The sequence below is a fragment of the Klebsiella sp. CN_Kp066 genome (assembly GCF_040065135.1).
Classification (GTDB): Bacteria; Pseudomonadota; Gammaproteobacteria; order Enterobacterales; family Enterobacteriaceae; genus Klebsiella; species Klebsiella oxytoca.
Genome location: NZ_JBEAIU010000030.1, coordinates 52465 through 74175, shown reverse-complemented (window position 1 = coordinate 74175; position 21711 = coordinate 52465). Strand labels below are relative to the sequence as shown.

The following is a 21711-nucleotide window of genomic DNA, read 5'->3' as shown; positions in this document are numbered from 1 at the left end:
CCAAATGAGCGCCCTGCAAATTATCTATCCCAACGATATGCTTCATCCGTCACAACCTGACGAGATGTTTTTAGCTGAGTACACTTATGCCTGCCAAAGCAGTATTACCTGCCTGTTACTTTCATCAGAGGCTGCGGCGCTGGGCGACTACCGCTTTTCATCCAGTTTTTCAGCCAATATGCCGGTACTGTGGCGCGGATGGATGCTGCACCCGGATGAGTACGAAAGTTTATCCCGAGCGGTGGAAAAGCGAGGCGCTCGCTTATTAACGTCATGCCAGCAATATCTTCAATGCCACCATTTGCCGGGCTGGTATGAAAGTTGTCGGGATCTCACGCCAGAAACCATCGTGACTAGCGAAGATGCTGACTTTGCTGCCCTCACTAAGGAATATGGTTGGCCTGCTTATTTTGTGAAGGACTATGTAAAGTCGCTCACAACCTCCCGCGGCTCAATCGCTCGCAATGCGCAAGAAATTGATGAAATCATCACATTGCTTAAACAGTTTCGCGGTGAAATTGAAGGAGGAGTTTGCCTGAGACGCGTGGAGAAATTTGATACATCCAGCGAAAGGCGATTCTTTGTTCTCGATGGCAAAGTTCATGCCGCAAACGGCGATATTCCTGCCAGGGTTAGCGAAATCGCCGCACGTATAAACAGCCCTTTTTACTCTATAGATGTTATCAATGATGAAGCTGGTGCTTTGAGGCTCGTCGAGATGGGTGACGGCCAGGTATCGGATATCAAAGAGTGGTCCGTTGAGCGTTTTGTGAAAATGCTGAGTGACTATGCGGTAAGTCAGGAAATTTAAGGATGGAATGCTGCCTTTATGGCAGTGAACTGGGTAAACCGCACCCCATCATATTGTTATTATTGAAATTAAACAATAAACCTCCTCTGCCATATTATTTTTAACCGGTTTTTTATTTCTTTAAAATCAATATGTTAAAAAAGCGAATAAGAGGATTCAGAAGAAAGGCATAAAAAAACCGGCCCTGAGGCCGGTTTTGACATTTCACGCAAGCGACTTAATGTGCCGCTTCCGGTTTGTGCTTTTGCGCACTCTGGAAGGCATAGGTCAGCGCGTTTTTCTCTTTGTCCAGCTCAACGATCACCTGACCGCCGTCAACCAGTGAGCCAAACAGCAGCTCGTTAGCCAGCGGTTTTTTCAGGTTGTCCTGAATCACCCTCGCCATCGGACGCGCGCCCATGGCCCGGTCGTAGCCTTTCTCGGCCAGCCAATCGCGGGCTTCCTGGCTTACTTCCAAAGAGACGCCTTTCTGATCCAGCTGGACCTGCAGCTCAACGATAAACTTATCCACCACCTGATGGATAACCGTCGTAGACAGGTGATCGAACCAGATAATGTTGTCGAGGCGGTTACGGAACTCCGGCGTAAAGATCTTTTTGATCTCATCCATCGCATCCGGACTGTTGTCCTGATGGATAAGGCCAATCGATTTACGCTCGGTTTCACGCACGCCGGCGTTGGTGGTCATCACCAGCACCACGTTGCGGAAATCCGCTTTGCGGCCGTTGTTATCGGTCAGCGTACCGTTATCCATTACCTGCAACAGCAGGTTAAAGACGTCCGGATGCGCTTTTTCAATTTCATCGAGCAGCAGTACCGCGTGCGGATGCTTAATAACCGCATCGGTCAGCAGCCCGCCCTGATCGAAACCGACGTAACCCGGAGGCGCACCAATTAAGCGGCTGACGGTATGACGTTCCATATATTCGGACATATCAAAACGCAGCAGCTCAATACCCAGCGACTTCGCCAGCTGTACAGTAACCTCAGTTTTACCCACCCCGGTAGGCCCGGCAAACAGGAAAGAGCCGACAGGTTTGTGCTCATGGCCAAGCCCGGCGCGCGCCATCTTGATCGCTTCGGTTAAGGCCTCAATCGCTTTATCCTGGCCAAAGACCAGCATTTTCAGGCGATCGCCAAGGTTTTTCAGCGTATCGCGGTCGCTGCGGGAAACGCTCTTCTCAGGAATACGCGCAATTCGCGCCACCACGGACTCAATATCCGCCACGTTAACCGTTTTCTTACGTTTGCTCACCGGCATCAAGCGCGCGCGCGCGCCGGCTTCGTCAATCACGTCAATCGCCTTATCCGGCAGATGACGATCGTTAATGTATTTCACCGCCAGTTCCACCGCCGCACGTACCGCTTTCGCGGTGTAACGCACGTCGTGGTGCGCTTCATACTTCGGCTTCAGACCGTTAATAATCTGCACCGTCTCTTCCACGGAAGGTTCGGTGATATCAATTTTCTGGAAACGACGCGCCAGCGCACGATCTTTCTCAAAGATGTTGCTGAACTCCTGGTAGGTCGTCGAACCGATAACCCGGATTTTACCGCTGGAAAGCAGCGGCTTAATCAGGTTAGCGGCATCGACCTGCCCGCCGGAAGCCGCGCCCGCACCAATGATAGTGTGGATCTCATCAATGAACAGAATACTGTTGGTATCCTGCTCCAGCTGCTTAAGCAGCGCTTTAAAGCGTTTTTCAAAATCGCCGCGGTATTTAGTGCCAGCCAGCAGCGAGCCAATATCCAGTGAATAGATAGTGCAGTCGGCCATCACTTCCGGTACGTCGCCCTGCACGATACGCCAGGCGAGACCTTCGGCAATTGCGGTCTTACCGACGCCGGATTCCCCCACCAGCAGCGGGTTGTTCTTGCGACGGCGGCACAGAACCTGAATAGCACGTTCCAGCTCTTTCTCGCGGCCGATCAGCGGATCGATACCGCCTACGCGGGCAAGCTGGTTGAGGTTGGTGGTGAAGTTTTCCATACGATCCTCCCCGCCTGCTTGCTCTTCACTGCTGCCTGGCTGGCTTCCGCTGTTATCGGAAGACTGGCTCGGCTCGTCTTTGCGCGTACCGTGAGAGATGAAGTTCACCACATCAAGTCGGCTGACTTCATGTTTACGCAGCAGGTATGCCGCCTGAGACTCCTGTTCGCTGAAAATCGCGACCAGAACGTTGGCGCCGGTCACTTCGCTGCGACCGGATGACTGGACGTGGAAAACAGCACGTTGCAGCACGCGCTGGAAGCTCAGCGTCGGCTGAGTGTCGCGCTCTTCTTCCGTTGCAGGCAGTACGGGTGTGGTCTGTTCGATGAAGGCTTCAAGTTCCTGACGCAGCGCGACCAGGTCCACTGAACACGCTTCAAGCGCTTCGCGGGCCGAAGGGTTGCTAAGCAGCGCCAGCAACAAGTGCTCGACGGTCATGAACTCATGACGGTGCTCGCGCGCTCTGGCGAAAGCCATGTTTAAACTGAGTTCCAGTTCTTGATTGAGCATAGGCACCTCCCCCAAGTTTATTGCCTGCATTCAGGCTTTTTCTAGCGTACACAACAACGGATGTTCGTTCTCCCTCGCGTATTGGTTCACCATCGATACTTTGGTTTCCGCGACTTCAGCGGTAAACACCCCGCAAATCGCTTTACCTTGATAGTGAACCGTCAGCATCAGTTGCGTTGCACGTTCAACATCATAAGAAAAGAATTTTTGTAACACGTCAATAACAAACTCCATTGGAGTGTAGTCATCATTGACTAATATCACTTTATACATAGATGGCGGTTTTAGCGCATCTTTAACTTCGTCCTCGATTAGCTGATCGAAGTCCAACCAGTCTCTCTTACTCATCGTCAGTGTTCATCATCGGTTGCTGTTGCCAACAGGCGGTGGCCTGTCGATGACCAGAGGCTATGCACATCACAAATCTACAATAGATCATAGATAATTATCATCTATTACTTCCATCCGCGATGTCTGTCACATTCCCCGGCAATAGCGTTAACTGCTTCAAATTTTGACGCATTTTTCACCGTCCCCGGTCGTCAATCGCTTGACGCATTTCCTGATTTCTCTAAATTGTAGTGGCGAGAGTTGGCGAGCAAATGAACAACTCGTCACTCCACTACCGGTTCATTCCATCTTACTTATAAGATTTACGAAGGATGTCGAAGTATGGAAATGGGTACTGTTAAGTGGTTCAACAATGCCAAAGGGTTCGGTTTTATCTGCCCTGAGGGCGGCGGCGAAGACATTTTCGCCCATTACTCGACCATCCAGATGGATGGTTACAGAACGCTAAAAGCCGGACAAGCGGTTCGGTTTGATGTTCACCAGGGGCCAAAAGGTAATCACGCCAGCGTGATCGTCCCTGTTGAAGCGGAAGAAACAGAAACAGCCGCATAACTCTTTTGCTTCATTGTGTACATCCTGCCAGTAAAATGCCAGTCCTTCTGACTGGCATTTTTTTATCGCTACTCCCGTGCCAGGGCGTCGACCGGGTCCAGACGAGCCGCATTGCGCGCCGGGAGCCAGCCAAACAACACTCCGGTCAGCGTCGAGCATAAAAATGCGGTCAGCAGCGCCAGCGGCGAAAAGCCGATTTCCCAGCCGGGCAAAAACAGCTGCAGCACGAAGGCAATCAGCAACGAAAGCGTCACGCCCAGCGCCCCGCCGACCAGGCAAACCAGCACCGCCTCAATCAAAAACTGCTGCAGTACGTCGCTGGCCCGCGCCCCGACAGCCATACGGATACCGATCTCTCGCGTGCGTTCGGTAACAGAGACCAGCATAATATTCATCACGCCAATCCCGCCGACCACCAGCGCAATCACCGCCACCAGGGTCAGAAACAGCTGTAGTGTATGTGTGGTCCGTTCCGCCGTTTTCAAGATGCTGTCCATATTCCAGGTGAAAACATCTTTCTTACCGTGGCGCAGTTCCAGGAGACGTAACAGCTGCTGCTCGGCAAGCGCGCTGTCGTAACCTTCATTGACCCGGACGGTGATGGAGTTCAGCCACGACTGCCCCATAACCCGGCCGGCCATCGTGGTATAGGGTAACCAGACGCGCAGAATTTTGCTGCTGCCAAACATCGACTGTTTTTCATCAGCGACGCCGATGACCGTCGCGGGCATGTTGCCGACAAGAATCACTTCGCCAACGACCCGCGCTTTGTGCGGAAATAGCTGTCGACGCGCGTTGCTATCGAGCACCACCACCTGCGCGCGGCTATTTAGCTGGAGTTCGTTGAAGGTGTTGCCTTCGCTAAAAGTCATACCGTAAACGTTAAAGTACTGCGCCCCCACGCCCTCAGCGCTAGCGGCAACGTCGATATTATCCGCCCGCAGACGCAGGCTTTTGGAGACCGCAGGGGTCGCCGAGCTGACCCAGGGCTGTTTCTGAATAGCAAGCAGATCGTCGTACTTCAGCGACTGCTGATAGCGGGGATCGTCATCGCCGAAATCCTTACCGGGATAAACATCAATGGTATTGGTGCCTATGGCGCGGATATCGGCCAGCACCATTTGCTTCGCGGCATCGCCCACCACCACAATCGACACCACCGATGCAATGCCGATAATTATCCCGAGCATCGTCAGCAGCGTGCGCATTTTATTCGCCGCCATGGCGCGCCAGGCCATGACCAGCGCCTCGCGAAAACCGCTACTGAACTGACGCCATGCCGACGGTTCGGCCGCCGTGCGCTGGCGCAGCGCGCCGCCTTGCGCGGAGCTCAACGCGGGCGGGTTACGCACGATCTCACCGTCGTGTATCTCAATGACCCGCTCAGCCTGAGCCGCCACCTGCGGGTCATGGGTGACGATAATGACCGTATGTCCCTGCGCTTTCAGCTGGTGAAGGATCCCCATGACCTCTTCGCCGGAGCGGCTGTCCAGCGCACCGGTAGGCTCATCCGCCAGAATCACTTCCCCGCCGTTCATCAGGGCGCGGGCGATACTCACCCGCTGCTGTTGGCCGCCGGAGAGCTGTGAAGGCTGATATTCTGCCCGGTCGCCAAGCCCCAGTCGTACAAGCAGCTTATGGGCGCGGGCCAGCCGCGCTTTGCGCTCCGCTCCGGCATAGACCGCCGGCACTTCCACGTTCTGCGCCGCGGTGAGATGCGATAGCAGATGATAGCGCTGAAAAATAAAACCGAAATGTTCCCGCCGCAGGCGCGCCAGCTCATCGCCGTTGAGACGTGCCACGTCGGTTCCGGCAACCCGATAGGTGCCGCTGGTGGGTTTATCCAGACAGCCGAGAATATTCATCAGCGTGGATTTCCCTGAGCCGGAGGCCCCGACAATAGCCACCATCTCGCCGGCGGCAATGCTCAACGTAATACCTTTCAGCACCTCAACGTTGCCATCGCCGGAGGGGTAGCTGCGGCGAATATCACGCAGTTCAAGTAACGCCGTCATTTCGCTGCTCCGGCCGCACCTTCGCCGATAATGACTTCATCCCCCTCTTCCAGCCCTTTCACCACCGCCACATCGGTGTCATTCCGCGCACCGATAACGATTTCACGCTCTTTAACTTCACCGGTACGTAGCAGACGCACGTGATAGCGGTTATCGCCGATGGCCTCACCCAGCGCGCTCAGCGGGATGGTAATAACATTTTTCACTTCTGAGAGCTGAATATGCACCTGGGCGGTCATCTCCAGGCGCAGGATGCCCTGCGGGTTCGGCACTTCAAAACGGGCGTAGTAGAAAATAGCGTCGTTAACCTTTTCAGGCGTCGGTAGAATATCCTTCAGCGTCCCTTCATAGCGCGTCAGGGGATCGCCCAACACCGTAAACCAGGCCTTTTGCCCCGGCTTGAGATGGATGACGTCCGCTTCCGAAACCTGCGCCTTCACCAGCATGGTGCTGAGATCGGCCAGGGTCAAAATATTCGGCGCTTGCTGGGCGGCAATCACCGTCTGCCCCTGCAGGGTGGTGATTTGCGTCACTTCCCCGGACATCGGAGCCAGAATTTTGGTGTAGTCGAGGTTGGTTTTAGCCGTATCCAGGGTGGCCTGATTGCGTTTGACCTGCGCTTCAATCGTGCCGATTTGCGCCTCTTTCACCGCCAGGTCGGTCGCGGCGGTGTCCAGGTCCTGCCGGGAGACCAGCTGACGCTGCGCCAGCTGCTGCTGGCGAGCTAAAGTCGCCGCAGAGAGTTTACGCTCCGCGCGCGCCTGGTTGAGCTGCGCCCGCAGCTCCATCAGCGTCGCTTCAACTTCCTTAATCTGGTTTTCCGCCTGCTCCGGGTCAATAACCCCCAGCAGCTGGTCTTTTTTCACTTTGTCGCCAATCTCGACGCGCAGCGTTTTGAGCTGTCCGCTCACCTGCGCCCCGACATCCACTTTTTTTAACGCATCCAGCTTACCAGTCGCCAGCACGCTCTGCTGCAGGTCCCCTTTACGCACCACCAGCGTCTGATATTGCGGCAGCGGCGCATTCAGTATTCGCCATCCCCAGACGGCGAGGGCCAGCACGACAATCGCCAGCAGCCACCAAATTTTCCTGCGCTTTCCATTTAATTTCATAACCATTCCTGATGTTTTAATCCGCAGAACCCGCGTCAATTCTATCTAAATGCGGTAACAGAATAACGTTCATTTTTAGCTGCGCTTAATTTTTGTTTAACTGAGGTTGAGTGACGTGCAGATGCAGACGCGCCGGAATCGCTCCCGGCACGAAGAGATAAACGTTGGTCGCCGCTAATCCGCCCGCCCGCGCGCCAGCCATAGCACGCGAGAAAACATTTTTTTCAACAGCGTCGGAATGGCGTCAACGCCGCGACGTCCGGCCTCCATCGCCACTTCAATCGCCAGGTCAGGCTTAGACGAGCGATGAATCGCTTTGGTGATCACCCGCCGCATATTCATAGGAATATTCATCGGCAGCTGCGCGACCCGATGATAAACATCATCGAATCCCTGACGATACATAAAATGTTCCATATCCATCGCCGGTAGCGCGGTGAGATGGTCTCGCTCCAGCATTTTATCGTCATTCAACAAACTGCGAACGGTGGCGGCGTATTTCTTCCCGGCTTCATCGCCATCCACCAGCACGTGCCACTCAATGCCCATTCGCCGGGCGAACTTAATCAGCGGTTTTAAACCCGACTGGGCAAACTCGATCACCTTCACCCCTTCCGCATCAAAGTGATGGCCGCACTGGCGGGCCAGTTCGTTGATAACCCAGGTTTCCGTCTCGCCTTCCACCAGCAGCCAGCAGCGGGCAAACAGCGATGAAGCGCGGTTAAAACGAATATGAAATGCGATGCGTCGACTGTCTTCTGCATTCATTCCACCAGGCCCCAGCCGCCAGGCCGACACTCGTGACGATTCACGCACCAGTCGGCACACATGCTCGACGGGCGTTAGCGACAGCAGCTCGCCGGAGTTCGTCGTCGTCACCCGCTGCAGCGGCAGCAAATTGAGCAAATGCCAGGCCACGGATAGCATAATGGGGTGCAGTCGGGTTTCCGGATCCTCAATTAACAGCAGCGGCCGCGCATCGCGATCGAGTCTGACGGTCCCTTTCGCCTGCAACAACGTGGAAAAGAGCCCCAATAAAATCACCCGATGGCTACGGCCGCCGGGTTTGTCGATCATACGGTTGATGATGTCCAGATAGCGCCAGCTGCGCTGTTCATCATGTGAATGGCGGCGCATCAGGCGGTGACGAGATTGCGCGCTGCTCTGCTCGGCAAAATAGTGCTCCAGCAGCTGCACCATGGCCGACAGCCCCTGCCTGATTTGCCCGTCGGTTAAATTTTGCGGATGGTGCACCAGCTCGCGGGAGAGAAAATCGAGCTGGCGGGCGGTAATTTCGATCTGCGGCGAATGCGGCACGGTACCGTTATGGATCCGCCGCATAAAACGGGCATCGCGCAGGCGCAGCACCGGCATCAGCCGCACCAGGTGACGGGCGAGCTCATCAATATCTTCAAGCTCCAGCGCTTCCCCTTCGCCGTTAATAAAGCTGCGCAGAGTCATCACGCTATCATCATCGGCAAGCTCCCCCTCCAGGCGGTAGAACACTCGCTGATAGCCATCGTCGCAGGGTACCCAGCATTTGCTGAGCGGCCGATAGCGGCGGACCCGATGGCGGCCCGGTTCATTTTCACGGAAGGTCAGAATAATATGCAAATGACGTTCGCGCCCCTGAACATCCCCGGGTGGAAACCAAAAATCTTCCCGAACAAAATGATAGAGATCGAACTCAGGCGACAGGAGCAGCGTCAGGGCATCCAGCAGGCTGGATTTACCCCATGCATTTTCGCCAATCAGCACGTTATTTTGCTCCAGCATCAACGATAACCGGTTGATGCCGCGAAAGCCTACTATTTCGACGCGCTCAAGATGCATATCCCCTCCGCTCGGTGGCTACTTTCTCCTTCAGTTATCAGCAGTATAGCGAGGTGGGGAGGAACATGACACACCCGCTACTCCGCGCTGCAGGATAAATCTTAAGCGTATGTATCCGCACGGTGACTATTCAGCTTGCAAATTACTTACCGGGTTGCCAGTTTTTTAATTTGTTCTGTTCTACACTTCAACTCGGTAGACATTACTGAAGGAATCACATCACCTTGCCCTAAATCAAGTTACCTCGATTTATATTGCTAGTGCGACAATGTTGAACGTCCATAAAATAGCGGCGCTTTATTTTTATCGTCGTTATTTATATCGATAAATAAAGACCGGCGCGGTTTTCCGCGCTCGTAACATTATTTTATTGAGGTGGTTATGTTTAGAAAATTAGCAGCAGAATGCTTTGGTACATTCTGGCTGGTGTTTGGTGGTTGCGGCAGCGCCGTTCTGGCGGCGGCCTTCCCGGAATTAGGTATTGGTTTTGCCGGCGTCGCGTTAGCCTTCGGCTTAACGGTATTAACCATGGCGTTTGCCGTCGGTCATATTTCCGGCGGCCACTTTAACCCGGCAGTCACTTTAGGCCTGTGGGCCGGCGGTCGTTTCCCGGCTAAAGAGGTGATTGGCTATATTATCGCCCAGGTTGTCGGTGGTATTATTGCCGCCGCTATTCTGTATATCGTCGCCAGCGGTAAAGCGGGCTTTGACGCCGCCGCCAGCGGGTTCGCGTCGAACGGTTACGGCGAACACTCACCGGGCGGTTTCTCCATGCTCTCCGCAATTGTGATTGAGATTGTCCTGACCTGCGGCTTCCTGTTGGTCATCCACGGCGCCACCGATAAAAACGCTCCGGCGGGCTTCGCCCCTATCGCCATTGGCCTGGCGCTGACCCTTATTCACCTGATCAGCATTCCGGTCACCAACACTTCTGTCAACCCGGCTCGTAGCACCGCGGTAGCGATTTTCCAGGGCGGCTGGGCGCTGCAGCAGCTGTGGCTATTCTGGGTGATGCCGATTATCGGCGGTATTCTCGGCGGCGTGCTCTACCGTACTCTGCTGGAAAAACGCAGTTAAGCACCCTCGCTTCTCTGAAGGCCCGGTTTCCCGGGCCTTTCTTTTTTTCGACTACTTTACTCAGTCCGGCGATTTGGGTAGTGTCAGGGACGCTATTTTCACTCTGCAAGGACCACGTCGTTCATGTTTTCGGGACTATTAATTATTCTGCTGCCGTTAATCGCAGGCTACCTTATTCCTCTCCATCGGCCGTCAGCCCTTAAACTTATCGCACGACTTCTGAGCTGGATCGTTTACGTTATTCTCTTTTTTATGGGAATTAGCCTGGCGTTCCTCGATAATCTGGCCAGCAACCTGTTGTCGATACTTCATTACGCAGCGGTCAGCGTCGTCATTATCCTGCTGTGTAATATTGCGGCTCTGATGTGGCTTGAGCAGAAAATGCCCTGGCAAAATCATCATCGCCAGGAAAAATTACCCTCGCGTCTGGCAATGGCGCTGGAATCCCTTCAGCTATGCGGCGTAGTCCTTATTGGTTTTCTTATTGGCCTGAGCGGCCTGCCTTTTTTACAACACGCCACCGAGGCCAGTGAATATACGCTGATTTTCCTGCTGTTCCTGATCGGTATTCAGCTGCGTAATAATGGCATGACCCTGCGGCAAATTGTTCTGAATCGCCGCGGAATGATGGTTGCGGTGGTGGTGATGGTGAGCTCACTGCTGGGCGGAATCATTAATGCCTTTATTCTCGACCTGCCGCTAAAAACCGGCCTGGCCATGGCCTCCGGCTTTGGCTGGTATTCGCTTTCCGGCATCCTGTTAACAGAATCCTATGGCCCGGTGATTGGTAGCGCCGCCTTCTTTAACGATCTGGCACGAGAGCTGCTGGCGATTATGCTGATCCCGGGGCTGGTACGCCGCAGCCGTTCAACGGCGCTAGGCCTGTGCGGCGCAACATCGATGGATTTTACGCTGCCGGTGCTGCAGCGCTCAGGCGGCGTGGAGATCGTGCCGGCAGCTATTGTTCATGGCTTCATTCTCAGCCTGCTGGTGCCCATCCTGATGGCCTTTTTCTCCGCTTAATACCTCTCAGGCGGTAGCCCTCTGCCGCCAATTTTGCGCTAAATCAATCTCCCTGTAAGTTGTATCAGAAATACCTTTTCTCCTCACGCGCTCGGGCATAACCTTAAACATGTATATCAAATATAACTTTAAAAGGTGTGACCATGTTTTGTGTGCAATGTGAACAAACCATCCGTACTCCGGCAGGAAACGGCTGCTCTTACGCGCAGGGTATGTGCGGGAAAACGGCCGAAACGTCCGATCTGCAGGATCTGCTGATTGCCTCTCTGCAGGGCCTCTCCGCCTGGGCGCTTAAAGCCCGTGAATATGGCATCATCGACCACGACGTCGATAGCTTTGCGCCGCGCGCTTTTTTCTCTACGCTGACTAACGTTAACTTCGACTCCCCGCGTATCGTTGGCTATGCGCGTCAGGCTATCGCCATGCGTGAAGCGCTTAAAGCCCAGTGCCTGAGCATTGATGCCCACGCGACGGTTAACAATCCGATGGCCGCTGTGCAACTGGCTAGCGACGATCTGGGCGACCTGCAGCGTCAGGCGGCGGAATTTACTCCGAACAAAGACAAAGCGGCCATCGGCGAGAACATTCTCGGCCTGCGCCTGCTGTGCCTGTACGGCCTGAAAGGCGCTGCGGCCTATATGGAGCACGCGCACGTTTTGGGCCAGTACGACAACGACCTCTACGCCCAGTACCATAAAATCATGGCATGGCTGGGTACCTGGCCTGCCGATATGAACGCTCTGCTGGAGTGCTCAATGGAAATCGGCCAGATGAACTTCAAAGTCATGAGCATTCTGGACGCCGGTGAGACCACCAAATACGGTCATCCGACCCCAACCCAGGTCAACGTTAAAGCGACCGAGGGCAAGTGCATCCTGATCTCCGGCCATGACCTGAAAGATCTCTATAACCTGCTGGAGCAGACCGAAGGCACCGGCGTTAACGTCTACACCCACGGGGAAATGCTGCCGGCGCACGGCTATCCGGAGCTGCGTAAATTCAAACACCTGATTGGGAACTACGGCAGCGGCTGGCAGAACCAGCAGGTGGAGTTCGCCCGTTTCCCGGGGCCGATCGTCATGACCTCTAACTGCATCATCGACCCAACCGTCGGCGCCTATGACGATCGTATCTGGACCCGCAGCATCGTTGGCTGGCCGGGCGTGAACCATCTGGAAGGCGAAGATTTCGCCCCGGTTATCGCCCAGGCGCAGCAGATGGCGGGCTTCCCGTACAGCGAGATCCCGCATCTCATCACCGTAGGTTTCGGCCGTCAGACCCTTCTGGGCGCTGCTGATACCCTTATCGATCTGGTGAGCCGGGAAAAACTGCGCCACATCTTCCTGGTTGGCGGCTGCGACGGCGCGCGGGGCGAGCGTAATTACTTCACCGATTTTGCCACCAGCGTACCGGACGACTGCCTGATCCTGACCCTGGCCTGCGGTAAATACCGCTTCAATAAACTCGATTTCGGCGATATTGAAGGCCTGCCGCGTCTGGTCGATGCCGGTCAGTGCAACGACGCTTACTCGGCGATTATCCTGGCGGTGACCCTGGCGGAAAAACTGGGCTGCGGCGTCAATGATCTGCCGCTATCGCTGGTGCTTTCCTGGTTCGAGCAGAAAGCGATTGTCATTCTGCTGACCCTGCTCTCACTGGGGGTGAAAAACATCGTAACCGGCCCGACCGCGCCAGGCTTCTTCACCCCAGATCTGCTGGCCGTGCTCAATGAGAAATTCGGTCTGCGCTCTGTGACCACCGTAGAAGAAGACATGAAGCAACTGCTGAGCGCGTAAGGAGCTATCCATGACCATGCCAACCTCACAATGCCCGTGGCGGATGCAGGTGCATCACATCCATCAGGAAACGCCGGATGTGTGGACCATTTCATTGCTCTGCCATGACTATTATCCGTACCGTGCCGGGCAGTACGCGCTGGTGAGCGTGCGTAATTCGGCAGAGACCCTGCGCGCTTACACTATTTCGTCCACGCCGGGCGTCAGCGAATATATTACGTTGACCGTTCGCCGTATCGACGATGGCGCGGGATCACAGTGGCTCACCCGCGACGTAAAGCGCGGCGACTATATCTGGCTGTCCGACGCGATGGGGGATTTCACCTGCGATGATAAAGCGGACGATAAGTTCCTGATGCTAGCCGCAGGCTGCGGCGTCACGCCGATCATGTCGATGCGCCGCTGGCTGGCAAAATATCGCCCGCAGGTTGATGTGCAGGTGATTTTTAACGTTCGTTCGCCGCAGGATGTGATTTTCGCTGAGGAGTGGCGTCAGTATCCGGTGACCCTGGTGGCGGAAAATAACGCTACCCACGGTTTCGTGGCAGGACGTTTAACGACTGAACTACTGCAAAGCGTGCCGGATCTGGCATCGCGCACCGTGATGACCTGCGGTCCGGCGCCGTATATGGATCTCGTCGAGCAGGAAGTGAAAGCGCTGGGCGCGACGCGCTTCTTTAAAGAGCAGTTCTTTACGCCAGTCGCCGTCGCGGCCACCAGCGGTCTGAAGTTCACCAAACTGCAGCCGGCGAAAACGTTTTATGCCCCGGTCGGCACTACGCTGCTCGAAGCGCTGGAAAGCAATAAGGTGCCGGTTACCGTCGCCTGCCGCGCGGGCGTTTGCGGCTGCTGCAAAACGAAAGTGGTTTCCGGTGAATATACCGTCAGCAGTACCATGACGTTAACCGATGCGGAAATCGCTGAAGGCTACGTGCTGGCCTGCTCCTGCCAGCCGCAGGGAGATTTGGTACTGGCTTAATGTTGTTGCTGGCCATGCTACGCGGTAATCGTCGGGTAGCATGGCTCTTACTGAACTGCCGGAACGGCAGTGAACCAATTCAAAAATGCCGATGCGATCGGTCATCCTTTCTAAGCTGCCTGTACGGCAGTGAACATGCTGCCAGCGGCGCCTGGGATGCCATGATGTTTCTAAGCTGCCTGTACGGCAGTGAACACTAGCCCGGCGCACCTGCCTCATTGTTTTATCATGCAATAATCAATAAAAGGCCCTTTTACCCTTTTTTAGGCAAGAATAAAAACATTAAAAAAATCAATATTTTAAAATAACGCCCCAGAAAAGGGTCTGAAAAACGAGCGGCGACACCCCGGCAAACAAGATGTGGCCAGGGTGAGGCAGAAAACACTGGTGCACTTACCGCCAGGCCGAGTTTCCGCCAATGGAATATCGGCCTGCCCCGAGGAAGGCAATCGCCAGCGCGCCAACAAAGAAATAGACCAGACTCTCAATCGCCCACGCGCCTACCGCATCCAGCGCGAAGGTTTTACCCGTCCCGACCATCAGCCAGGCCACAACCATCGTGAATGCCAGCACCAGCGCCGCAGGGCGCGTCAGGATCCCCACAATCAGCAGACATGGCGCAACCACTTCTCCAGCTAAAACCCCATAAGCGATAAAGCCCGGCAGACCTTTCGCCACCAGCATGCTGCTGATGCCCCCCACGCCATCGAATAGCTTGTGTAATCCGTGAAACAGCATCAGGCCGCCAACGGCAAGTCGTAACAAAAGTTTGCCAAAATCATCATGCGACAGCAGTTTATTAACACCATTTAACAGAGATTTAACCATTTGAAATGATTCCTGTTTACCACCGAAGGTGAACACAGCGTATGCGCAATGTCCGACGAATAAAAGCAGCTGAAAATGAGGAGCAAACGGCGGGCGTAATGGTCATTTTCATCTAAGCTTGTAAGCGTTATCACTTAAGGAGATGGAAAACCATGAAACAGACCGTGGCGGCATACATTGCCAAAACTCTAGAACAGGCTGGCGTTAAACGTATTTGGGGCGTGACTGGGGATTCTCTTAATGGCTTAAGCGACAGCCTGAACCGCATGGGGACCATCGACTGGATGCCCACGCGCCATGAAGAAGTTGCCGCCTTCGCCGCCGGAGCGGAAGCGCAGCTTACCGGCGAACTGGCGGTGTGCGCCGGTTCCTGCGGGCCGGGCAACCTGCATCTGATTAACGGTCTTTTCGACTGCCACCGCAACCATGTTCCGGTGCTGGCCATCGCCGCCCATATTCCTTCCAGCGAAATCGGCAGCGGTTACTTTCAGGAAACGCATCCGCAGGAGCTGTTTCGCGAATGCAGCCACTACTGCGAACTGGTCTCCTCGCCGGAGCAGATCCCGCAGGTGCTGGCCATCGCTATGCGCAAAGCGGTGATTAACCGCGGCGTCTCGGTAGTGGTGCTCCCCGGCGACGTTGCGCTAAAACCCGCGCCGGAAAGCGCCAGCAGCCACTGGTACCACGCCCCGCTGCCGCAGGTGACGCCGGCAGAAGAAGAACTGAAAAAACTGGCCCAGCTGCTGCGCTATTCGAGCAATATCGCGCTGATGTGCGGCAGCGGCTGCGCCGGAGCGCATAAAGAGCTGGTTGAGTTCGCCGCGAAGCTGAAAGCGCCTATCGTTCACGCGCTGCGCGGCAAAGAGCACGTTGAATACGATAACCCTTATGATGTTGGGATGACCGGGCTGATAGGCTTCTCCTCCGGTTTCCATACCATGATGAACGCTGACACCCTGGTGCTGCTCGGCACCCAGTTCCCCTATCGCGCCTTCTACCCGACGGACGCAAAAATTATTCAGATCGATATCAACCCCGGTAGTATCGGCGCGCACAGTAAAGTGGACATGGCGCTGATCGGCGATATCAAATCCACCCTCAGCGCGCTGCTGCCGCATCTGGAAGAGAAAACCGACCGCAAGTTCCTCGACAAAGCCCTGGAACACTATCGCGACGCGCGTAAGGGGCTCGATGACCTGGCGAAGCCAAGCGATAAAACCCTTCATCCGCAGTATCTGGCGCAGCGGATCAGCCACTTTGCCGACGACGACGCCATTTTTACCTGTGACGTCGGAACGCCAACCGTGTGGGCTGCGCGCTATTTACAGATGAACGGCAAGCGCCGCCTGATCGGATCGTTCAACCACGGTTCGATGGCTAACGCCATGCCGCAGGCCATCGGCGCGAAGGCCACCGCCCCCGACCGTCAGGTCGTGGCAATGTGCGGCGACGGCGGCTTTAGCATGCTGATGGGGGATTTTCTCTCGCTGGCGCAAATGAAGCTGCCGGTGAAGATCGTTATCTTCAATAACAGCGTCCTGGGCTTTGTCGCGATGGAGATGAAGGCCGGCGGCTATCTGACAGACGGCACCGAGCTGCATGCGACCAACTTTGCCCGCATCGCCGAGGCCTGCGGCATTAAGGGCATCCGTGTCGAAAAAGCGGCTGACGTAGACCAGGCGTTGCAAACCGCCTTCAGTACCGACGGCCCGGTCCTGGTAGATGTGGTGGTCGCCAGTGAAGAACTGGCGATGCCGCCGCAGATCAAACTGGAGCAGGCCAAAGGTTTCAGCCTTTACATGCTGCGCGCGATTATCAGCGGCCGAGGCGATGAGGTTATCGAACTGGCGAAAACTAACTGGCTAAGGTAAAAATATCCTTTTCAATTCATACGCAAAAACATTCGTGTCGCATCAAGGCGGCAAGCCCGAAAATCCCCGGAAGCAGAAATAACGATGTGACCGGGGTTTGAGGGTGCAGCCAACGCAGAGGCAGCGCGAAGGATGAAGTGTATAAGGATATGTCATGATAGATTTACGCAGTGATACCGTCACCCGCCCGGGCCGCGCCATGCGGGAAGCGATGATGGCCGCCCCGGTCGGGGATGACGTGTATGGCGATGACCCGACCGTTAACGAACTCCAGCGCTTTGCCGCCGACCTGGCGGGCAAAGAGGCCGCTATCTTCTTGCCGACCGGCACTCAGGCCAACCTGGTCGCGCTGCTCAGCCACTGCCAGCGCGGCGAAGAGTATATTGTCGGCCAGGGCGCGCATAATTATCTCTACGAAGCCGGCGGCGCGGCGGTGCTCGGCAGTATCCAGCCGCAGCCTATCGACGCCGCAGCTGACGGTTCCCTGCCGCTCGATAAAGTCGCAGCCAAAATCAAACCGGACGATATCCATTTCGCCCCTACCCGACTACTGTCGCTGGAAAACACCCACAACGGCAAAGTGCTGCCGCGTGAATATCTTAAAGATGCCTGGGAGTTTACGCGTCAGCGCGGCCTGGGGCTGCACGTGGACGGGGCGCGTATCTTTAACGCCGTCGTGGAATACGGCTGCGCGCTGCGTGAGATCACCCGCTACTGCGACTCTTTCACCATCTGCCTGTCTAAAGGTCTCGGCGCGCCGGTAGGCTCGCTGCTGGTGGGGAGCGAAGCGTATATTCGCCGCGCCATCCGCTGGCGGAAAATGGTCGGCGGCGGGATGCGTCAGGCCGGGATTCTGGCGGCTGCTGGCCTGTATGCCTTGCAGAACAACGTCGAGCGTTTAAAAGAGGATCATGATAACGCCGCATGGATGGCAGAACAGCTGCGCGCCGCCGGCGCGGAAGTGATGCGTCATGACACCAATATGCTGTTTGTTCGCGTCGGTGAAGCGCGCGCCGCCGCCCTGGGCGAGTATCTGCGCGAACGCGGAGTGCTGATCAACGCCTCGCCCATCGTGCGCCTGGTGACGCATATTGACGTGAACCGTCAGCAGCTTGCCGAGGTGGTTAGCCACTGGCAGACATTTTTAAATCGCTAAGGAGTCCGGCGTGTCGCAGCGAATTCTGGTGCTTGGCGCCAGCGGTTATATCGGCCAGCATCTGGTGACAAGGCTCAGCGAGCAGGGCTTCACCGTGCTGGCGGCGGCACGCCAGATCGACAGACTCAAGAAGCAGCATCTCCCCGGCGTCGAGTGCTATTCGCTCGATTTAAACCAGCCTGACGCGCTACCCGCCCTGCTGGCGCAGGTTGACACCGTTTATTATCTGGTACACGGGATGGGCGAAGGCGGCGACTTTATCCGCCACGAGCGGCAGGTCGCCCTTAACGTCCGCGACGCGCTGCGCAAGACGCCGGTGAACGAAGTCATTTTTCTCAGTTCGTTACAGGTTGCAGAAGAGGAGCAATCCGATCATCTGCGCGCCCGCCAGATCACCGGCGATCTGCTGCGCGAATCGGGCGTACCGGTAGCGGAAGTTCGCGCCGGCATTATCGTCGGCGCCGGTTCCGCCGCGTTCGAAGTGATGCGCGATATGGTTTACAACCTGCCGGTACTGACGCCGCCGCGCTGGGTACGCTCGCGCACCACGCCGATTGCGCTGGATAACTTACTCTATTATCTGCTGCAGCTGCTGAACCATCCTGCGGCAGAGCATCGCATTTTTGAAGCCGCCGGGCCGGAAATTTTGAGCTATCAGCAGCAGTTTATCCGCTTTATGGCGGTCAGCGGCAAACGTCGGCCGTTGATCCCTATTCCTTTTCCGACCCGTTGGATTTCGGTGTGGTTTCTCAACATCATTACTTCAGTGCCATCAACCACGGCCAGGGCGCTAATTCAGGGGCTAAAGCACGATCTGATCGCCGACGACCGCGCCCTGCGGGCGCTCATCCCGCAACCTCTCATCGCTTTTGATGAAGCGGTGCGCCGCACGCTAAAGGAAGAGGAGCAGCTGGTGAACTCCAGCGACTGGGGCTACGATGCGCAGGCCTTTGCCCGCTGGCGCCCAGAGTACGGTTACTACCCGAAACAGGCGGGCTGCACCGTTAACACTTCCGCCAGCCTTGCTGCGCTGTGGAAGGTGGTCAACCAAATTGGCGGCAAAGAGGGCTATTTCTTCGGCAACGCTCTGTGGAAAACTCGCGGAGCGATGGATCTGCTGGTCGGTCACCGGCTGGCAAAAGGTCGCCCGGAAAATGAATATCTGCAGACCGGCGATGCGGTGGACAGCTGGAAGGTGATTATCGTCGAGCCGGAAAAGCAGTTGACGCTGTTATTCGGCATGAAAGCGCCCGGCCTTGGCCGCCTGAGCTTTACCCTGTGCGATAAAGGCGACCATCGCGAACTGGACGTCCGCGCCTGGTGGCACCCGCATGGTATGCCGGGACTCTGCTACTGGTTGCTGATGATCCCGGCGCATCTGTTTATTTTTCGCGGTATGGCCCGACGCATCGCGCACCTGGCGGAGCAAATCACCATCAAATAGAGTATAGGTACAGAATTCTTTCATGATTCTCATTGCATCGTAGTCAGAATCACGGAAAAATGCGCACGAAATTCTTTTGTTAAACAGTGGATCGATATGAAGGTACTGGTTACCGGTGCGACCAGCGGATTAGGCCGCAACGCGGTGGAATATCTGCGTAACAGGGGCATTAGCGTCAGAGCGACCGGGCGCAACGAAGCGATGGGCAAGCTTCTGAGCAAAATGGGCGCAGAGTTCGTCCCTGCGGACTTAACCGAGCTGGTCTCTTCGCAGGCCAAAGTGATGCTCGCCGGTATCGATACCCTGTGGCACTGTTCCAGCTTTACTTCACCCTGGGGCACTCAGCAGGCTTTCGATTTAGCCAACGTCCGCGCAACCCGTCGCCTCGGCGAATGGGCGGTTGCCTGGGGCGTACGCAACTTCGTACATATCTCCTCACCGTCGCTCTATTTTGATTACCACCATCATCGCGATGTTCAGGAAGATTTTCGTCCGCAGCGTTTCGCCAACGAATTCGCCCGCAGCAAGGCGGCAAGCGAAGACGTGATCCATCTTCTGGCGCAAGCCAACCCGAATACCCGCTTCACGATCCTGCGTCCGCAAAGCCTGTTTGGCCCGCATGATAAAGTGTTTATTCCGCGTCTGGCGCAGATGATGCAGCACTATGGCAGCGTTCTGTTACCGCGCGGCGGCAGCGCGCTGGTGGACATGACCTATTATGAAAACGCGGTGCACGCGATGTGGCTCGCCAGCCAGCCACAGTGCGACCTTCTGCCCTCGGCCCGGGCGTACAACATCACTAACGGCGAACCGCAAACCTTGCACAGCATCGTGTTGAAACTCATCGATGAGCTGGGGATTAAGTGCCGCATCCGATCGGTTCCCTATCCTATGCTGGATATTATCGCCCGCAGCATGGAGCGCTTTGGCAATAAGTCAGCTAAAGAGCCCGCCTTTACCCACTACGGTGTCTCCAAGCTGAACTTCGATTTTACCCTTGATATCTCTCGCGCTCAGCAGGAGCTGGGCTATCAGCCGGTGGTGAACATGGATGAAGGGATTATCCGCACCGCCGCGTGGTTGAAGGACCACGGCAAGCTGCACTATTAACCGCGCCCGTACTTTTCCAGCAGCGCTTCAGCAATCGCCAGCGTTTGCGCATCGGCAACGCCGTCCCAGCGCGCGGGGCGGAAGTGCATCTGGAAAGCCATAATCACCCGCTTTTGCTGCGCTGGGGTCATTTCCGGCGTCACCTGATAGCCGTAGCGCGCCAGGACGTCCAGCAGCTCGGCAGTGTCTACCGGCTCGTATGACGGACGCCCCTGCAGATAAAACGCCACGCGCCGGGCATCCGGCCATGCGCCAACCCCCTGCTCCGCCAGCCTGTGCCACGGGAACAGCGGCCCCGGATCGTCTTTGCGCTGCGGGGCAATGTCGGCATGCGCGACTACGTTCTGCGGCAGGATCTGATAGCGAGCGATGATGTCCTTCGCCAACGGGATCAGGGCGTCAATCTGCGCCGGATTAAACGGCGTAAAGCTTTTCACCCCCGCCGTTTTTTGCCAGCCGCGATTCTCCAGCTCAATGCCAATCGAGGTATCGTTAATGCGCGTGCTGCCGCGCCAGAAGCTGACCCCCGCATGCCAGGCCAGATCCTCTTCCGGCACCAGCTGCCAGATCCGCGGTTTGCCTCCGTGCAGCGGCGGTTTCTCCGGGATCAGATAGTGAGAGCTCACCTGATTATCCGTCAGCGTCGCTAAGGAAACGTCGAAATCATCGGCGGTATAGTGGATCACCAGCACTTTGATGCGCGGATAAGCGGCCTGCGCCGGATGGCGCGTATCCAGCTGATAGCCATCGCGATCGATAATACCTTTTTCGCTGGCGCAGCCCGCCAGCAGCAGCGCCAGCAGTACGCCTGCCCGGCATCGTTTCATCGGCGGGTCTTCACCGCGGTGCCGCTGACGCTGACCATCAGCATACTGCTGTCTTTTCCCACGGTTTCGTAGTCAATATCAATCCCGACCACCGCATTGGCGCCCAGCGCCTTCGCCTGCTCGCTCAGCTCTTCAAACGCAATTTCGCGGGCCTTGCGCAGCTCTTTTTCATAGGCGCCGGAACGACCGCCGACGATATCGCGAATGCTGGCGAAAAAATCGCGGAATACGTTGGCGCCGAGAATCGCTTCCCCGGTGACGACGCCGCAGTATTCAATGATGGGCTGACCTTCAAGGGTCGGAGTAGTGGAAAATTGCATGATGAAACTCCTTCTTTAGCGTTCAATGCGTTAGCTCTAAGGGTCAAGCACAATCCCTATCTGATACACTATGCTTGAAAAGATATTCTAACGTAGTGAGCTCATA

The 21711-nt window shown here is 55.9% G+C and carries 18 protein-coding genes; 10 read left to right on the top strand and 8 right to left on the bottom strand.

Annotated features, from left to right (window positions below; all coding sequences use genetic code 11):
- The first annotated feature begins 4 nt into the window (after positions 1-4).
- The gene (locus tag ABLV75_RS10575; protein WP_004100630.1) at positions 5-811 is read left to right on the top strand and encodes an ATP-grasp domain-containing protein; all 807 of its coding nucleotides are present in this window, start codon (positions 5-7) and stop codon (positions 809-811) included.
- Positions 812-1028: 217 nt separating this feature from the next.
- On the opposite strand, the gene clpA is transcribed toward ABLV75_RS10575, so the two are convergent.
- Complete coding sequence (clpA, locus tag ABLV75_RS10570; protein WP_004100629.1) at positions 1029-3311, bottom strand: ATP-dependent Clp protease ATP-binding subunit ClpA; 2283 nt, start codon at positions 3309-3311, stop codon at positions 1029-1031.
- 30 nt (positions 3312-3341) lie between these two features.
- The gene (gene clpS, locus ABLV75_RS10565; protein ID WP_004100628.1) at positions 3342-3659 is read right to left on the bottom strand and encodes an ATP-dependent Clp protease adapter ClpS; all 318 of its coding nucleotides are present in this window, start codon (positions 3657-3659) and stop codon (positions 3342-3344) included.
- 324 nt (positions 3660-3983) lie between these two features.
- Here clpS and cspD point away from each other — a divergent pair, with 324 nt between their 5' ends.
- Positions 3984-4214, top strand: a complete 231-nt coding sequence (gene cspD / locus ABLV75_RS10560; protein WP_004100627.1) for a cold shock-like protein CspD — start codon at positions 3984-3986, stop codon at positions 4212-4214.
- Between the two features lie 68 nt (positions 4215-4282).
- Here the strand turns inward: cspD and macB are convergent, their stop codons facing one another.
- The 3 genes from macB to ABLV75_RS10545 all read right to left on the bottom strand — a co-directional run bounded on the left by macB (position 4283) and on the right by ABLV75_RS10545 (position 9174).
- On the bottom strand, positions 4283-6229 hold the full coding sequence (macB, locus tag ABLV75_RS10555; protein WP_004100626.1) for a macrolide ABC transporter ATP-binding protein/permease MacB: 1947 nt from the start codon (positions 6227-6229) through the stop codon (positions 4283-4285).
- Positions 6226-7341: a macrolide transporter subunit MacA gene (macA, locus tag ABLV75_RS10550; RefSeq protein ID WP_004100624.1), complete on the bottom strand. Its 1116-nt coding sequence runs from the start codon at positions 7339-7341 to the stop codon at positions 6226-6228. Before macA ends, macB begins: the two co-directional genes overlap by 4 nt.
- A 174-nt stretch (positions 7342-7515) precedes the next feature.
- Positions 7516-9174, bottom strand: a complete 1659-nt coding sequence (locus ABLV75_RS10545; protein WP_004100622.1) for an ATP-dependent endonuclease — start codon at positions 9172-9174, stop codon at positions 7516-7518.
- A gap of 381 nt (positions 9175-9555) precedes the next feature.
- Here ABLV75_RS10545 and aqpZ point away from each other — a divergent pair, with 381 nt between their 5' ends.
- The 4 genes from aqpZ (at position 9556) to hcr (ending at position 14049) form a co-directional block, all read left to right on the top strand.
- On the top strand, positions 9556-10251 hold the full coding sequence (gene aqpZ / locus ABLV75_RS10540) for an aquaporin Z (RefSeq protein WP_004100621.1): 696 nt from the start codon (positions 9556-9558) through the stop codon (positions 10249-10251).
- Positions 10252-10374: 123 nt separating this feature from the next.
- Entirely contained in the window at positions 10375-11274 is a 900-nt protein-coding gene (locus ABLV75_RS10535; RefSeq protein WP_004100620.1) for a lysine exporter LysO family protein, read from the top strand.
- A gap of 143 nt (positions 11275-11417) precedes the next feature.
- Positions 11418-13070 (top strand): hydroxylamine reductase, encoded by a 1653-nt coding sequence (gene hcp, locus ABLV75_RS10530; protein ID WP_004111846.1) that lies wholly within the window; start codon positions 11418-11420, stop codon positions 13068-13070.
- 10 nt (positions 13071-13080) lie between these two features.
- A complete protein-coding gene (gene hcr, locus ABLV75_RS10525) occupies positions 13081-14049 on the top strand; it encodes an NADH oxidoreductase (RefSeq protein ID WP_224239062.1) in 969 nt (322 codons plus the stop codon).
- A 393-nt stretch (positions 14050-14442) separates the two neighbouring features.
- Here the strand turns inward: hcr and ABLV75_RS10520 are convergent, their stop codons facing one another.
- Entirely contained in the window at positions 14443-14877 is a 435-nt protein-coding gene (locus tag ABLV75_RS10520) for a DoxX family protein (RefSeq protein WP_004100617.1), read from the bottom strand.
- Positions 14878-15029: 152 nt separating this feature from the next.
- Between ABLV75_RS10520 and poxB the strand changes: the two genes are divergently transcribed.
- The 4 genes from poxB to ABLV75_RS10500 all read left to right on the top strand — a co-directional run bounded on the left by poxB (position 15030) and on the right by ABLV75_RS10500 (position 20458).
- Positions 15030-16748, top strand: a complete 1719-nt coding sequence (gene poxB, locus ABLV75_RS10515; protein WP_004100616.1) for a ubiquinone-dependent pyruvate dehydrogenase — start codon at positions 15030-15032, stop codon at positions 16746-16748.
- Between the two features lie 154 nt (positions 16749-16902).
- Positions 16903-17904 carry a low-specificity L-threonine aldolase gene (gene ltaE / locus ABLV75_RS10510; RefSeq protein WP_004111844.1) on the top strand — a complete coding sequence of 334 codons (1002 nt, stop codon included), beginning with the start codon at positions 16903-16905 and terminating at the stop codon, positions 17902-17904.
- 10 nt (positions 17905-17914) lie between these two features.
- Entirely contained in the window at positions 17915-19348 is a 1434-nt protein-coding gene (locus ABLV75_RS10505) for a DUF2867 domain-containing protein (protein WP_024273964.1), read from the top strand.
- A gap of 96 nt (positions 19349-19444) precedes the next feature.
- Positions 19445-20458 (top strand): NAD(P)-dependent oxidoreductase, encoded by a 1014-nt coding sequence (locus ABLV75_RS10500; protein ID WP_004100611.1) that lies wholly within the window; start codon positions 19445-19447, stop codon positions 20456-20458.
- Here the strand turns inward: ABLV75_RS10500 and ABLV75_RS10495 are convergent.
- Entirely contained in the window at positions 20455-21285 is an 831-nt protein-coding gene (locus tag ABLV75_RS10495; RefSeq protein WP_016808078.1) for an N-acetylmuramoyl-L-alanine amidase, read from the bottom strand. The genes ABLV75_RS10500 and ABLV75_RS10495 overlap by 4 nt on opposite strands.
- The gene (locus tag ABLV75_RS10490) at positions 21282-21605 is read right to left on the bottom strand and encodes a heavy metal-binding domain-containing protein (protein WP_004100606.1); all 324 of its coding nucleotides are present in this window, start codon (positions 21603-21605) and stop codon (positions 21282-21284) included. Before ABLV75_RS10490 ends, ABLV75_RS10495 begins: the two co-directional genes overlap by 4 nt.
- Positions 21606-21711 lie beyond the last annotated feature (106 nt).

Bases quoted from the DNA above. Each gene is read 5' to 3' on its own strand.
- ABLV75_RS10500 (WP_004100611.1), top strand. From the start codon at position 19,445: ATGAAGGTACTGGTTACCGGTGCGACCAGCGGATTAGGCCGCAACGCG.
- poxB (WP_004100616.1), top strand. From the start codon at position 15,030: ATGAAACAGACCGTGGCGGCATACATTGCCAAAACTCTAGAACAGGCT.
- macA (WP_004100624.1), bottom strand. From the start codon at position 7,341: ATGAAATTAAATGGAAAGCGCAGGAAAATTTGGTGGCTGCTGGCGATT.
- clpA (WP_004100629.1), bottom strand. From the start codon at position 3,311: ATGCTCAATCAAGAACTGGAACTCAGTTTAAACATGGCTTTCGCCAGA.
- ABLV75_RS10575 (WP_004100630.1), top strand. From the start codon at position 5: ATGAGCGCCCTGCAAATTATCTATCCCAACGATATGCTTCATCCGTCA.
- clpS (WP_004100628.1), bottom strand. From the start codon at position 3,659: ATGAGTAAGAGAGACTGGTTGGACTTCGATCAGCTAATCGAGGACGAA.
- ABLV75_RS10490 (WP_004100606.1), bottom strand. From the start codon at position 21,605: ATGCAATTTTCCACTACTCCGACCCTTGAAGGTCAGCCCATCATTGAA.
- ABLV75_RS10520 (WP_004100617.1), bottom strand. From the start codon at position 14,877: ATGGTTAAATCTCTGTTAAATGGTGTTAATAAACTGCTGTCGCATGAT.
- hcp (WP_004111846.1), top strand. From the start codon at position 11,418: ATGTTTTGTGTGCAATGTGAACAAACCATCCGTACTCCGGCAGGAAAC.
- macB (WP_004100626.1), bottom strand. From the start codon at position 6,229: ATGACGGCGTTACTTGAACTGCGTGATATTCGCCGCAGCTACCCCTCC.
- ABLV75_RS10495 (WP_016808078.1), bottom strand. From the start codon at position 21,285: ATGAAACGATGCCGGGCAGGCGTACTGCTGGCGCTGCTGCTGGCGGGC.
- ABLV75_RS10535 (WP_004100620.1), top strand. From the start codon at position 10,375: ATGTTTTCGGGACTATTAATTATTCTGCTGCCGTTAATCGCAGGCTAC.
- ltaE (WP_004111844.1), top strand. From the start codon at position 16,903: ATGATAGATTTACGCAGTGATACCGTCACCCGCCCGGGCCGCGCCATG.
- hcr (WP_224239062.1), top strand. From the start codon at position 13,081: ATGACCATGCCAACCTCACAATGCCCGTGGCGGATGCAGGTGCATCAC.
- aqpZ (WP_004100621.1), top strand. From the start codon at position 9,556: ATGTTTAGAAAATTAGCAGCAGAATGCTTTGGTACATTCTGGCTGGTG.
- cspD (WP_004100627.1), top strand. From the start codon at position 3,984: ATGGAAATGGGTACTGTTAAGTGGTTCAACAATGCCAAAGGGTTCGGT.
- ABLV75_RS10545 (WP_004100622.1), bottom strand. From the start codon at position 9,174: ATGCATCTTGAGCGCGTCGAAATAGTAGGCTTTCGCGGCATCAACCGG.